The following is a 14197-nucleotide window of genomic DNA, read 5'->3' as shown; positions in this document are numbered from 1 at the left end:
CCTCGGGCTTTGCGCGAACTTGTGGGGGCGGCCTTGTGTCGCGAAAGGGATGCAAAGCACCCCATCGATTTCAGCTCACTCTTGCGGGTTCATCCACCCGCGCACCCGGCGGAACAATTGTTCCTGTTCAGCGGCCTTGTTACCGGGCATGGCAATCAGCGACAACTGGCGGTATTGGCTGTCCTTCTGCCGTTTGCTGGCCTGCAAACGCAGTTCCGCTGCACGGCGATCGCCCGTGCGGGTGGCATAATACACGTCGGCGGTCGGCACCTTGAGGGTCGGCGCAAGGCTTTCCAGGTCATGTTCCACCCGGGCCGGCGTCTGCGCGGCGATCATCACCAGCTTTTGCACCTGCGCGGGTTGTTTCTCGCTCAGGTAGCGGGCTGCCCAGTACGCGCCACTGCCATGGCCGATCAGCACGATGCTGCGTGAGTCATGCTGTTGCGCGTAAGCCACCGCCGCGTCGAGGCGGGCGAAGATACGTTCGGCGTCGGCCGGGTCATTCTGCTCGCTGGCCTGTGCGGCATCGGTGCTTTCTGCCGTGTCGGGGTCGGCGGCAGTCGCCTGGGCGACGTTGGCATTGGCATCGGTCGGTGTGTCTTTGGCGGGCGCTGTTTCGCCCTCGTCCTTGGCAGGGGCCGCTGCGGGCTTGGCTTCGACACGCGCCTGCGGGCTGTCGGTAAGCAGGTCGGGCAGGCTGACGCTGAGGCTGTGCCAGCCCACATCGGGGAACTTGCGCCGCAACGGGCCGACGGCGTTCGGCCAGTCGGCCGTCTCACCGGCACCGGGCACGAGGATCACCGCACCTTTGGGGTCGTTGCTGTTGGCCGGCTTCCACAGTGCCAGGAAGCTTTCGGCACCCGCCTGCAGGGTTTGCTGCTCGGCCTTGGGCACCAGGCGCTCCAGGGCCAGGGCGTCTTCCTGGCTGCGTTCCAGCAGGGGCGGGCGGGTGGCTTCGGCCGGTGGGGCCTCGGCGGTGGTCGGTGGTTTTTCAGCGTCGGCGGCCATGGCACCGAGCGGAAGGATCGAGGCTAGGCAGCACATTGCCAGCGTCGTGCGATAAAGTGTGGACATGCGTCAACCCAAGGCCAGAATGATACCGGCAGCCTAATAGTATTTGCCCGCGACGGCCATGTTAGGGCCGCCCTTGCCAAGACGAGCGTGTAGATGAAGCGAATGCGTCGCCTGTTGGTTATCGGCTGCTTGTGGCTACCCTTGATCGCCTTGGCAAGGCCTGAAGCCGTGCCGAGCGTTGCCCTTGAGCCCGCGCAACAGCAGTGGTTGGACACCCACCGCAGCCTGCGTGTCGGCCTGGTGCTGCAAGCGCCTTATGCGCAGTTCGACCGGCGCTTGCAGCAACTGTACGGGGCCAACGTCGAGTTGGTGAACGCGTTGGCGCAGGCACTGAGGCTGGACCTCACCTGGCGCAACTTTGCCGACCAGGCCAGCCTGGAGCACGCGTTGCAGGCCGGTGAAATCGATTTCGCCCCCGGCCTGACACAAACCCCGGCAAGCCTGCGCCTGTGGCTGTTCAGCGACCCGTACATGCGCGTGCCGCAACTGGTGGTCGGCCCACGCACAGGCGCCATGGCCGTCGAGCTGGAAAAACTCGAACCCGATCAGCGCGTCGCGGTGCGCATGCCCAGCCCATTGGCGGACTACCTGCGCAGCAACTACGGCACGCTCAACCTGCAGGGCGTGCCCAACGAGCGCGAGGCCTTGCAGTTGGTCGTGGGTGGCCAGGCCAGCTACGCGGTGCTCGATGAAGCCCAGCTCAGCCGCCTGTCGCGTGAAAGCGAGTTCGGCGAGCTGGCGGTGGTTGGCGATATTGGCCTGCCGCAGCTGCTGCGGGTGGGGTCGCGGCGCGACTGGCCGTTGCTGGCCGACGTGCTCGAACGGGGCCTGCAGGCCATGCCGGCCAAGGCCTTGGAGCAACTTCACCAACGCTGGTTGCAACCCAAGTACCCACGCTTGAGCGAGTCGGCAGGCTTCTGGCAAAACCTCGCCATGCTGTTTGGCATGTTGTTGCTGTGTGCGCTGGCCACGTTGATCTGGCAGCGCCGCCAGCAGCGCCAACTGGAACGTAGCCTGCTGGCCGCCCGCGAGAACCTGGCTGAGCGCCAAGTGCGTGAAGAGGCGCTGCGGCTGAGCCAGTTCGCCATCGACCAGAGCACCGTGGGCATTTTGTGGGTCAATTGGGACAGCCATGTCCGTTATGCCAACCATGCCGCAGAGCGCATGCTGGGCTATGGTGAGGGCGCGTTGCTGGAACGCCCGCTGAGCGACTTCGAGCCAAACCTGAACATGGACCGCTGGCTGGAGCTTTGGCGCGGCGCGCGGGCGGGGGAAGGGGGTGTGGGGCAATTCGAGACCCACTGCCAGCGCGCCGACCTCAGCGTGTTGCCGGTGGAGCTTTCGTTAAGCTTCCTGCGTTTTCGTGATGCCGAGTACCTGGTGGTGTACATCGCCGATGTCACCGAGCGCCACCGCGCACTGGCAGCGCTGCGCGAAAGTGAAGCGCGCCTCAAAGGCATCGCCGGCAACGTGCCGGGGCTGGTGTTCCGGCTGGAACGTGACCCGGCCGAAGGCGACCTGGAGTTCCCCTACATTAGCGAAGGCAGCGAGGCCTTGGTCGGCTACGCACCTGCCGAAATCCAGCACCCCCACATGGGCCTGCGCAACCTGGTGCACCCCGAAGACCGCAGCGACTATCACCGGGTGCAGGACCTGGCCCTGGCCAGCAACCAGGACTGGTCCTGGCAAGGGCGCATCCTCACGCGCCAGGGGGAACAGCGTTGGGCCGACATCAAGGCCAGTACCCGGCGCCTGGCCGATGGCCGGGTGGTGTGGGACGGTATCGTCTGGGATATTACCCAGGGCAAGCGGGCAGAACTGGCGTTGGCGCGTTCCCAAGAGCAACTGCGCGAACTGTCGGCGCACCTGGAGAGCGTGCGCGAAGAAGAAAAGGCCCGCATCGCCCGCGAAGTGCACGATGAGCTGGGGCAGATGCTGACCGTGCTCAAGCTCGAAGTCTCGATGTGTGAGCTGGCCTTTGCCGAGCTGGATCCGGGGCTTAACGAGCGTTTGTCGAGCATGAAGCGCCTGATCGCGCAGCTGTTCCAGCTGGTGCGCGATGTGGCCACGGCATTGCGCCCGCCCATTCTCGACGCTGGTATCGCCTCGGCCATCGAGTGGCAAGCACGGCGTTTCGAGGCGCGTACACAGATTCCCTGCCTGGTGCAGGTACCGGATAATCTGCCAGCATTGAGTGATGCCAAGGCGACCGGGCTGTTTCGTATCCTTCAGGAGGCGCTGACCAACGTCATGCGCCATGCCCAGGCGCACAGCGTAGAGATCGAGCTGGTGCGTGAAGCGGGGCAATTGCGCATGACCGTCAGCGACGACGGCACGGGTTTTTGCCGCGATCAGACCCGGCCCACCTCGTTCGGCCTGGTGGGCGTGCGCGAGCGCGTGCTGATGCTGGGTGGCAGCATGACGCTGGACAGTGAACCGGGCGAGGGCACCAGCCTGAGCGTGGCCATTCCGTTGGAGTAGGAGACCGATCGTGATTCGAGTGCTGGTGGCGGAAGACCACACCATTGTCCGTGAAGGCATCAAGCAATTGATTGGCCTGGCCAAGGACATGCAAGTGGTGGGCGAGGCCGGCAATGGCGAGCAGTTGCTCGAAGCCTTGCGCCATATGCCGTGTGAAGTGGTGTTGCTGGATATCTCGATGCCCGGCGTCAGCGGCCTTGAGGCCATCCCCAGAATCCGCGCCCTGAACGACCCTCCGGCGATCCTGATGCTGTCGATGCATGACGAGGCGCAGATGGCGGCGCGGGCGCTCAAGGCCGGTGCCGCAGGTTATGCCACCAAGGACAGTGACCCTGCCTTGTTGCTGACCGCTATTCGGCGGGTTGCCGGGGGTGGGCGCTACATCGACCCAGCGCTGGCCGACCGCATGGTCTTCGAGGTGGGCCTGACCGAGTCCCGGCCGTTGCACACGCTGCTCTCGGAGCGGGAATTTTCGGTGTTCGAGCGCCTGGCCCAGGGCGCCAACGTCAACGACATTGCCCAGCAACTGGCGCTGTCGAGCAAGACCATCAGTACCCACAAGGCGCGGTTGATGCAGAAGCTCAAGGTGAACTCGCTGGCGGAACTGGTGAAGTACGCCATGGAGCACAAGCTGGTCTGATTGCGACCTGCAGGCTTTTTGAGCCTGCCACCGACCTTGTGGGAGCGGGCTTGCCCGCGAAGAGGTCTGGCCTGCGGATCGCGGTGCCTGTGCTGCCGCTTTCGCGGGCAAGCCCGCTCCCACAAGGTGAAGTGGTGTGCCTGGGGTCCATTCCAATCCCGTCATTCTTGTAGGGCGATCCCTACACAGAATCTTCCATCTGGATGATGGCATTCTCTCAGTACCCCCGATTTTCGGGCGTTTGCGTCTTGTCTAGTCTTTGCCTACGCAGTCATCCAACAAGAAGGTGCAGGCATGAGCGAGGCGAATTCGAACGCTGCAACCAGCGAAACGCTGGTCAGCTTCCGTGGTGTGCAGAAGAGCTACGACGGCGAGTCGCTGATCGTCAAAGACCTCAACCTGGACATCCGCAGGGGCGAGTTCCTCACCTTGCTCGGCCCGTCCGGCTCGGGCAAGACCACCAGCCTGATGATGCTGGCCGGTTTCGAAACCCCCACCGCCGGCGAGATCCAGCTGGCCGGGCGCTCGATCAACAACGTGCCGCCGCACAAGCGCGACATCGGCATGGTGTTCCAGAACTACGCGCTGTTCCCGCACATGACCGTGGCCGAGAACCTGGCCTTCCCGCTGACCGTGCGCAACCTGAGCAAGACCGACATCAGCGAGCGGGTCAAGCGTGTGCTCAACATGGTGCAGCTCAATGCCTTTGCCAAGCGCTACCCCGGCCAGCTGTCCGGTGGCCAGCAGCAGCGGGTGGCGCTGGCGCGGGCCTTGGTGTTCGAGCCACAGCTGGTGCTGATGGACGAACCCCTGGGCGCACTCGACAAGCAGCTGCGTGAACACATGCAGATGGAGATCAAGCATATCCACCAGCGCCTGGGAGTGACTGTGGTGTATGTGACCCACGACCAGGGCGAGGCGCTGACCATGTCTGACCGGGTGGCGGTGTTCCACCAGGGCGAAATCCAGCAGATCGCCGACCCACGCACCCTCTATGAAAAGCCGTGCAACACCTTCGTCGCCAACTTCATCGGCGAGAACAACCGCATCAACGGCACCCTGCTGGCCAGTGATGGCCATCGCTGCCAGGTGCAGCTGGCGCGGGGCGAGCGGGTCGAGGCACTGGCGGTGAATGTCGGCCAGGCCGGCGAGCCGGTGACCTTGTCGATCCGCCCGGAACGGGTGCGCCTCAATGGCCACAGCGAAAATTGCGTCAACCGCTTCTCTGGCCGTGTGGCCGAGTTCATTTACCTGGGCGACCACGTACGGGTACGCCTGGAAGTCTGTGGCAAGGCCGACTTCTTCGTGAAGCAGCCGATCGCCGAGCTCGACCCGGCGCTGGCCGTGGGCGATGTGGTACCGCTGGGCTGGGAGGTGGAGCACGCTCGCGCGCTCGATCCGATTGCCGAAGCCCATTGATGGATTGCTTCACCAACCCTGTACTGTGGAGAGAATAATAATGCGCAAGCAGTTGAAACTGACGGCCCTGGCCCTGGGGCTGTTCGCCGCTGGCCAGGCCATGGCGGCCGACCTGACGGTGATCTCTTTCGGTGGCGCCAACAAGGCCGCCCAGGTCAAGGCGTTCTACGAGCCTTGGGAAAAGGCGGGTAACGGCAAGATCGTCGCCGGTGAGTACAACGGTGAAATGGCCAAGGTCAAGGCCATGGTCGACACCAAGAGCGTGTCCTGGAACCTGGTGGAAGTCGAGTCGCCAGAGCTGTCCCGCGGGTGCGACGAGGGCATGTTCGAGGAGCTCGACCCTGCGCTGTTCGGCGATGCAGCCGACTATGTGCCGGGTGCCATCCAGCAATGCGGCGTGGGCTTCTTCGTCTGGTCGACGGTATTGGCCTACAACGCCGACAAGCTCAAGACTGCGCCTACCAGCTGGGCCGATTTCTGGGACACCAAGCAGTTCCCGGGCAAACGTGGCCTGCGCAAAGGTGCCAAGTACACGATGGAATTCGCCTTGATGGCCGACGGCGTTGCGCCCAAGGATGTGTACAAGGTGCTGGCAACCAAGGAAGGCCAAGACCGCGCCTTCAAGAAGCTCGATGAACTCAAACCCAGCATTCAGTGGTGGGAAGCCGGCGCCCAACCGCCGCAGTTCCTGGCCTCGGGCGACGTGGTCATGAGCTCGGCCTATAACGGCCGGATCGCCGCCGTGCAGAAAGAGAGCAACCTCAAGGTGGTGTGGAACGGCGGCATCTACGACTTCGATGCCTGGGCAATTCCAAAAGGCGCCAAGAACGTCGAAGAGGCGAAGAAGTTCATCGCCTACAGCGTTCAGCCCGAGCAGCAGAAAACCTACTCCGAGAACATCGCCTACGGCCCGGCCAACTCCAAGGCCGTGAGCCTGCTGTCGGACGAGGTGAAGAAAGACATGCCGACCACGCCTGAAAACATTGCCAACCAGGTGCAGATCGACGTGGGCTTCTGGGCTGACAACAGCGAGCAGCTGGAGCAACGCTTCAACGCCTGGGCGGCGAAGAAGTAAACGACAAGGAGCCGCTACGCGGCTCATCGCCGGCAAGCCGGCTCCCACAGGCCAGGCGTAGCGCCTGAGCCCAACGCTGTATCTGTGGGAGCCGGCTTGCCGGCGATGGCTGCGCAGCAGCCCTGATTTCAGCCGGTTTTTACGGAGTTCGCCATGGCCATTGCAGTGCCCCTCAACGAAGGCGCAGGTCCAAGTCTCAAGCAGCGCCTCAAGCACGCCGAGCGGGTCAACCGCTGGAAGGCGCAGGCGTTGATCGCGCCGCTGGCGCTGTTCCTTCTGCTGGTGTTTCTGGTGCCGATCGCCGCGCTGTTGTACAAGAGCGTCGGCAACCCGGAGGTGGTCGCCGGCCTGCCGCGTACCGTCGAAGCGGTGTCGCAGTGGGATGGCAAGAGCTTGCCCGGTGAGGCGGTATACAAGGCACTGAGCCAGGACCTGGCCGAGTCGCGCAAGAACCAGACCCTGGGCGACCTCTCCAAGCGCCTGAACATGGAACTGGCGGGCTACCGCAGCCTGTTGACCAAGACCGCACGAGCGTTGCCGTTCAAGGCTGAACCTGCCTCTTATAAAGAAGCACTGCAAACCCTCGATGAGCGTTGGGGCGACCCCGCCTACTGGCAGGCGATCCGCCGCAATACCAGCTCGGTCACCTCGTTCTACCTGCTGGCGTCGCTCGACCACCGTATCGATGACCTTGGCGAGCTGGCCAAGGCCACGCCTGACCAGGCCATTTACCTGGATATCTTTGCCCGCACCCTGTGGATGGGGGTGGTGATCACCGCCATCTGCCTGGTGCTGGCCTACCCGCTGGCGTACTTGCTGGCCAATCTGCCGGCCCGGCAGAGCAACCTGCTGATGATTCTGGTGCTACTGCCGTTCTGGACCTCGATCCTGGTGCGGGTGGCGGCGTGGATCGTGCTGCTGCAGTCGGGCGGGTTGATCAACAGTGCGCTGATGGCCATGGGCATCATCGATGAACCGCTGGAGCTGGTGTTCAACCGCACCGGTGTGTACATCTCGATGGTCCATATCCTGCTGCCGTTCATGATCCTGCCGCTGTACAGCGTGATGAAGGGCATTTCGCCCAGCTACATGCGTGCGGCCATCTCGCTGGGTTGCCACCCGTTCGCCAGCTTCTGGCGGGTGTACTTCCCGCAGACCTACGCCGGTGTTGGCGCGGGCTGCCTGCTGGTGTTCATCCTGGCGATCGGCTACTACATCACCCCGGCATTGCTGGGCAGCCCGAACGACCAGATGGTCAGCTACTTCGTGGCCTTCTATACCAACACCAGCATCAACTGGGGCATGGCGACCGCGCTGGGCGGCCTGCTGCTGTTGGCGACCGTGCTGTTGTACCTGATCTATAGCTGGCTGGTCGGCGCCAGCCGCCTGCGCCTGAGCTGAGGAGCCTTGTCATGCTGAGCCCTTACATGTCACCCGTGGAGCGGGTCTGGTACTACAGCCTGCGCATTCTTTGCGGCTTGATCCTGCTGTTTCTGATTTTGCCGGTGCTGGTGATCGTGCCGCTGTCGTTCAACAGTGGCAGCTTTCTGGTGTACCCGTTGCAGGGCTTTTCGCTGCAGTGGTACCAGGACTTCTTCGGCTCTGCCGAGTGGATGCGGGCACTGAAGAACAGCATCATCGTCGCTCCGGCGGCCACGGTGCTGGCGATGGTGTTCGGTACGTTGGCGGCGATTGGCCTGACCCGCGGCGACTTCCCGGGCAAGTCGCTGGTGATGGCGCTGGTGATTTCGCCGATGGTGGTGCCGGTGGTGATCATCGGTGTGGCCAGTTACCTGTTCTTCGCGCCATTGGGGATGGGCAACAGCTTTACCTCGTTGATCCTGGTGCATGCGGTGTTGGGTGTGCCGTTCGTCATCATCACCGTGTCGGCGACGTTGCAGGGCTTCAACTACAACCTGGTGCGCGCGGCGGCCAGCCTGGGCGCTTCGCCGCTGGTGGCGTTCCGCCGGGTAACGCTGCCGTTGATCGCCCCGGGGGTGATCTCGGGTGCGCTGTTTGCCTTTGCGACGTCGTTCGACGAGGTGGTGGTGACCTTGTTCCTCGCCGGGCCTGAGCAGGCGACCTTGCCACGGCAGATGTTCAGCGGTATCCGCGAGAACCTGAGCCCGACCATTGCGGCAGCGGCCACGCTGCTGATCGCGTTTTCGGTGGTGCTGCTGCTGACCCTGGAGTGGTTGCGTGGGCGCAGTGAGAAGCTGAGAACCCAGCAGCCTGCTTGATTGAGGTTGCCTGTACCGGCCTCTTCGCGGCGATCCGACTTGCCCCCGCGAAGAGGCCGGTACAGGTTGAAACGGTCGACACGGATTGATACCAATCAGCCTCTACCCGTTCGCCTGAGTTACAATGCGCGCCACCGTGATTCTGACCTACAGGTGCGCCATGCAGCCCTACGCTATTGCCCCCTCCATTCTCTCCGCCGATTTCGCCCGCCTGGGCGAGGACGTCGACAAGGTGCTGGCCGCGGGTGCCGACATCGTTCACTTCGATGTGATGGACAACCACTACGTCCCCAACCTGACCATCGGCCCGATGGTGTGCACCGCCCTGCGCAAATACGGCGTGACCGCCCCGATCGATGTGCACCTGATGGTCAGCCCGGTCGACCGTATCATCGGCGACTTCATCGACGCCGGCGCCACCTACATCACCTTCCACCCGGAAGCCAGCCAGCACATCGACCGCTCGCTGCAGCTGATCCGCGACGGTGGTTGCAAGGCCGGCTTGGTGTTCAACCCGGCGACCAGCCTGGATGTCCTCAAGTATGTGATGGACAAGGTCGACATGGTGCTGCTGATGAGCGTCAACCCAGGCTTTGGCGGGCAGAAGTTCATCCCGGGCACCCTCGACAAGCTGCGTGAGGCGCGCGCGCTGATCGACGCCAGTGGCCGCGATATCCGTCTGGAAATCGACGGTGGCGTCAACGTCAACAATATCCGCGAAATCGCCGCTGCTGGCGCTGACACCTTCGTTGCCGGTTCGGCCATCTTCAATGCCCCGGACTATCAGGAAGTCATCGCCAAAATGCGCGCCGAACTGGCCCAGGCCCGCCCATGAGCGGCTTCGAGCAGCTGTTCCCAGGGACGCTGCCAAGGCTGGTGATGTTCGATCTGGACGGTACCCTGATCGACTCCGTGCCAGACCTGGCCGCCGCCGTGGACCGCATGCTGCTCGAACTTGGGCGCCCGCCAGCGGGCTTGGACGCCGTACGCCACTGGGTTGGCAACGGTGCCCAGGTGCTGGTGCGCCGGGCGCTGGCCGGGGGCATCGAGCATGCCTCGGTGGACGATGCGCTGGCCGAACAGGCGCTGGCGCTGTTCATGGAGGCTTATGCCGAAAGCCATGAACTGACCGTGGTCTACCCCGGCGTACGCGACACCCTGCGCTGGCTGCGCAAGCAAGGCGTGGAGATGGCGCTGATCACCAACAAGCCCGAGCGCTTCGTCGCCCCGCTGCTGGACCAGATGAAGATCGGTCGCTACTTCCGCTGGATCATCGGCGGAGACACCCTGCCACAAAAGAAACCCGACCCCGCGGCACTGCTGTTCGTCATGCAGATGGCCGGTGTCACGCCGCAACAGTCGCTGTTCGTCGGCGATTCGCGCAGCGATGTGCTGGCCGCCAAGGCTGCCGGTGTTCAGTGCGTGGGCCTGACCTACGGCTACAACCACGGCCGGCCGATCAACGACGAATCGCCGAGCCTGGTGATCGACGACCTGCGTGCATTGCTGCCCGGTTGCGCAGACCCGGCCACTGGGATAACGTTGGCGGACCTTCAAGCCTCACAAGACAGAGAGTCCACCGTGGCGGTTACTGGCAAATTCTGGATGAAAGTCATCAAGGCCCTGGCCCGTTGGCGTTGGCGCGCCTGACTTCTGCTCGCCGGCCGCTGCCGGCCCGTCCGTTTGCCTGACCTTACTGCTGCTTGCCACGAGGCTACTCATGACCCGCGAAGAATTCCTGCGCCTGGCCGCTGCCGGCTACAACCGCATCCCCCTGGCCTGTGAAACCCTGGCCGACTTCGACACGCCGCTGTCGATCTACCTGAAACTGGCCGACCAGCCCAACTCCTATTTGCTCGAGTCCGTACAGGGCGGCGAGAAGTGGGGGCGTTACTCGATGATCGGCCTGCCATCGCGCACGGTGATGCGTGTGCATGGCTACCACGTCAGTATCTTGCAGGATGGGGTCGAGGTAGAGCGCCACGACGTCGACGACCCGCTGGCCTTCGTCGAGTCGTTCAAGGACCGCTACAAGGTCGCGGATATTCCCGGTCTGCCGCGTTTCAACGGTGGGCTGGTCGGCTACTTTGGCTATGACTGCGTGCGCTATGTGGAGAAGCGTCTGGGCGCGAGCCCGAACCCGGACCCGCTGGGCGTGCCGGATATCCTGCTGATGGTGTCTGACGCCGTGGTGGTGTTCGACAACCTGGCGGGCAAGATGCATGCAATCGTGCTGGTCGACCCGGCCGAAGAGCTAGCCTTCGAACAGGGCAAGGCTCGCCTGGCCGGTTTGCTGGAGACCCTGCGCCAGCCGATTACCCCGCGCCGTGGCCTGGACCTGAGCGGCCCGCTCGCTGCCGAGCCGGAATTCCGCTCCAGCTATACCCGCGAGGATTACGAGAACGCGGTTGGCCGCATCAAGGAGTACATCCTGGCCGGTGACTGCATGCAGGTGGTGCCGTCCCAGCGCATGTCGATCGATTTCAAGTCTGCGCCCATCGACCTGTACCGTGCGTTGCGCTGCTTCAACCCGACGCCATACATGTACTTCTTCAATTTCGGCGACTTCCATGTGGTCGGCAGTTCGCCTGAAGTGCTGGTGCGTGTCGAGGACAACCTGGTCACCGTGCGCCCAATCGCCGGTACGCGCCCACGGGGTGCGACGGAAGAAGCCGACCGTGCGCTGGAAGACGACTTGCTGTCGGACGAGAAAGAGATTGCCGAGCACCTGATGCTGATCGATCTGGGCCGCAACGACGTGGGCCGTGTGTCCTCGACCGGCAGCGTGCGCCTGACCGAGAAGATGGTGATCGAGCGTTACTCCAACGTGATGCACATCGTGTCCAACGTCACCGGTCAGCTGCGTGAAGGCCTTACCGCCATGGATGCATTGCGGGCGATTCTGCCAGCCGGCACGTTGTCGGGTGCACCGAAAATCCGCGCCATGGAGATCATCGACGAGCTGGAGCCGGTCAAGCGTGGCGTTTACGGCGGTGCAGTGGGCTACTTTGCCTGGAACGGCAACATGGACACCGCGATTGCCATCCGTACCGCAGTGATCAAGGACGGCGAGCTGCATGTGCAGGCGGGTGGCGGCATTGTGGCCGACTCCGTGCCGGCGCTGGAGTGGGAAGAAACCATCAACAAGCGCCGCGCAATGTTCCGCGCGGTGGCCTTGGCTGAGCAGACGTCCGCCAAGTAATGCTGGGAATTGGGGGCTGCTGTGCAGCCCCTTGCCGGCATGAGGGAGCGGGTGAACCCGCTTCCTCAGGGCCCAAATCACTCAGAAGTCCAAGCTGACCGCCAGGCTCACCCCCTGCTGCGTCAACTCATCACTCTTGCGCCAGTTGTAATTCCCTCGCACATGCACCCCTGCCATCAGCTCATGGCTCAAGCCCAAGCTGGCCCGGGTGAGGTCACTGTGCGGCGTATACCCGGTCAGGGTGAAGTCGTGCGCCGCCAACGTCGTCAGGTGCATCGTCACGTCCTGTTGGTCATCCTCGAACTCGTGCTCCTGGGCAACCTCGGCAAACAGCCGCGTCCCCGTTGCCACCTGCACACTGCCTAACAGCCCAATACCGAGCCGCCGGGAGGTACGTTCCTGGTCATCGAAGCCCAGCGCTGTCGAGCGCCCGCTCTTCTCGTCATAACCATCGACCTTGACCCGGGCATAGTCGGCGCTGATGAACGGCGCCAGTTGCCACGGGCTGCTCTCGGCGGCCAGGTTGTAACCCAGCCGACCCGTCACCGCCCACGCTTCGCCATCGGTATCGCCTTTTTCGCTGCGGTCATTCACGCCCAGGGCGAAGGTGCGTTTGAGGTCGCTGTAGTCCAAGTGCCCGGCCGTCAGTGCAGCATCGGCCCACCAGCGGTCCTGGCGGTATTGGGCGAACGCCGTGGCCAGGTAGCTGTCGAGCTTGTAGTCCGAGTCCTGTTCACCCGCCTCCAGTTTCTGCCGGTATACGCCACCCGCCAGGCCCAGGCGCCAGGCATCGTTCAAACGGTAGCTGCCACCCAGGGTCAGGTTGTAGCCACGGCCGTCGCCGCTGGCCGCGCTGCGCTGGCCGTCAAAGTCCAGGTCCTGCGCGCCGGTGGCGACGAAGGCCTGCCATTGCCCCACGGCTTGCCAGGGCGTTTGCCACTGGTTGCGCAGCTCGTCCTGGTGGGCGCGCAGGGTGGCGTGGGCCATTTCCGGCAACAGGGTCAGTTCCCAGGGGGCGGAGATGATCGAGTAGGCGTAGTCGGCTATCAACTGCTGGCCGGCAATGGTCGGGTGTACCGAGTCGTTGAACAGCAGTTTGGTTGGATCCGGGGTGGCGCCGTTGATGCCGTAGACCGGGTTTTCGACGCAGCCTTGACCGCTGTAGCAGGTGCCGACCAGGTTCTGGCCGCTGGCCAAGCCGAATTGGGTCGGGCTGGCCAAGGCCTCACCCAGTAATACCGGAATGTTCAGTGGGATGATCTCGGCGTCGATCTGCCCGAGTTGATTGAGCAGTGACTGGTTGAACACGCCCGACAGCAGCGACAGCGGGTTCTGTTGCGGGGTGCCGCTGAAGTTCGGCGTTTGGCCCAGGTCGGGCAGCAACCAGACCATGATGTAGCGGGCGCCGCCTTGTTGCAGGGCTTGGGCGCTGGCAGCCAGCCGGCCTCCAGCAGCAGCGGCATCGGCGGGGCTGTTCACCAGGCCCTGGAGGAAGTCGTTACCGCCACCGGTGAGGTAATAGAGCGCGTTGGGGTCGGCGCGTAGGCCATTGGCCAGGTAGCCGGGGCGTTCACGGAAGACAAAGCCTGGCGCCGGTCCATTGGGGGGGACGAACACTTTCGATGACTCGGTGATCGAATCGAGAATCTGCTGTGTCGTGTAGCCGCCCACTGCCCAGTTGTTGCCATCAGGCCGGATGCCGACCGACGTGGAGGGGTTGAGTTGGTCTTGCCCGATGCCCAGCCGACCGCCAAGAATCATCGGCGAAACCGGCGCGAAGTTACCGTCGGCATCGCGGTTGGTGAAACGCTGGCCTGCCGTACCGCCGGTCAGGTCAGGAAATTGGCCGGCATCACTCAGGCTGTCGCCAAAAACGATCAAGGTCGAATAAGGGGAAGGGGCAGCGAATGCCTGGCTGCAGGCCAGGGCCAAAGAGGCGAGGGTAAAGCGCAACAAGGGGGCTTTTCGCATCAGAGAACATCCTTTTCTTTGTTTTTATGAGGACTACCCGATCGACCATAGCAAATCGCGGGGCTTGTCTCCCAAGTCCATTCGTTTCCCCGTGT

Annotated in this window: 11 protein-coding genes; 9 read left to right on the top strand and 2 right to left on the bottom strand. The window is 63.6% G+C overall.

What is annotated here, in order from left to right; translation table 11 throughout:
• Window positions 1-75 precede the first annotated feature (75 nt).
• A complete protein-coding gene (locus AC5PZ0_RS21190) occupies window positions 76-1074 on the bottom strand; it encodes an alpha/beta hydrolase family protein (protein ID WP_085274075.1) in 999 nt (332 codons plus the stop codon).
• A 93-nt stretch (window positions 1075-1167) separates the two neighbouring features.
• Between AC5PZ0_RS21190 and AC5PZ0_RS21185 the strand changes: the two genes are divergently transcribed.
• From AC5PZ0_RS21185 to trpE, 9 genes are all read left to right on the top strand, one after another.
• Complete coding sequence (locus tag AC5PZ0_RS21185; protein ID WP_493855685.1) at window positions 1168-3555, top strand: PAS domain-containing sensor histidine kinase; 2388 nt, start codon at window positions 1168-1170, stop codon at window positions 3553-3555.
• Window positions 3556-3562: 7 nt separating this feature from the next.
• Complete coding sequence (locus tag AC5PZ0_RS21180; RefSeq protein ID WP_172960400.1) at window positions 3563-4195, top strand: response regulator; 633 nt, start codon at window positions 3563-3565, stop codon at window positions 4193-4195.
• A gap of 294 nt (window positions 4196-4489) precedes the next feature.
• On the top strand, window positions 4490-5614 hold the full coding sequence (locus AC5PZ0_RS21175; protein ID WP_493855684.1) for an ABC transporter ATP-binding protein: 1125 nt from the start codon (window positions 4490-4492) through the stop codon (window positions 5612-5614).
• Between the two features lie 40 nt (window positions 5615-5654).
• Window positions 5655-6689 carry an ABC transporter substrate-binding protein gene (locus AC5PZ0_RS21170; protein ID WP_493855683.1) on the top strand — a complete coding sequence of 345 codons (1035 nt, stop codon included), beginning with the start codon at window positions 5655-5657 and terminating at the stop codon, window positions 6687-6689.
• Between the two features lie 153 nt (window positions 6690-6842).
• Window positions 6843-8090, top strand: a complete 1248-nt coding sequence (locus AC5PZ0_RS21165) for an ABC transporter permease (protein WP_027594398.1) — start codon at window positions 6843-6845, stop codon at window positions 8088-8090.
• A gap of 11 nt (window positions 8091-8101) precedes the next feature.
• Window positions 8102-8929: an ABC transporter permease gene (locus AC5PZ0_RS21160; RefSeq protein ID WP_099428183.1), complete on the top strand. Its 828-nt coding sequence runs from the start codon at window positions 8102-8104 to the stop codon at window positions 8927-8929.
• 160 nt (window positions 8930-9089) lie between these two features.
• A complete protein-coding gene (gene rpe, locus AC5PZ0_RS21155; protein ID WP_099430855.1) occupies window positions 9090-9764 on the top strand; it encodes a ribulose-phosphate 3-epimerase in 675 nt (224 codons plus the stop codon).
• A complete protein-coding gene (locus AC5PZ0_RS21150) occupies window positions 9761-10579 on the top strand; it encodes a phosphoglycolate phosphatase (protein ID WP_027594401.1) in 819 nt (272 codons plus the stop codon). Before rpe ends, AC5PZ0_RS21150 begins: the two co-directional genes overlap by 4 nt.
• 70 nt (window positions 10580-10649) lie before the next feature.
• Window positions 10650-12131: an anthranilate synthase component I gene (gene trpE, locus AC5PZ0_RS21145; protein WP_493855682.1), complete on the top strand. Its 1482-nt coding sequence runs from the start codon at window positions 10650-10652 to the stop codon at window positions 12129-12131.
• An 81-nt stretch (window positions 12132-12212) separates the two neighbouring features.
• Here trpE and estP read toward each other — a convergent pair whose 3' ends face one another.
• Window positions 12213-14102, bottom strand: a complete 1890-nt coding sequence (gene estP, locus AC5PZ0_RS21140) for an esterase EstP (protein WP_493855681.1) — start codon at window positions 14100-14102, stop codon at window positions 12213-12215.
• Window positions 14103-14197 lie beyond the last annotated feature (95 nt).

It is taken from the genome of Pseudomonas sp. 5.2, from assembly GCF_059025405.1.
Note: the sequence above shows the minus strand (reverse complement) of the source record. Positions and strands in the feature narration are given on the sequence as shown.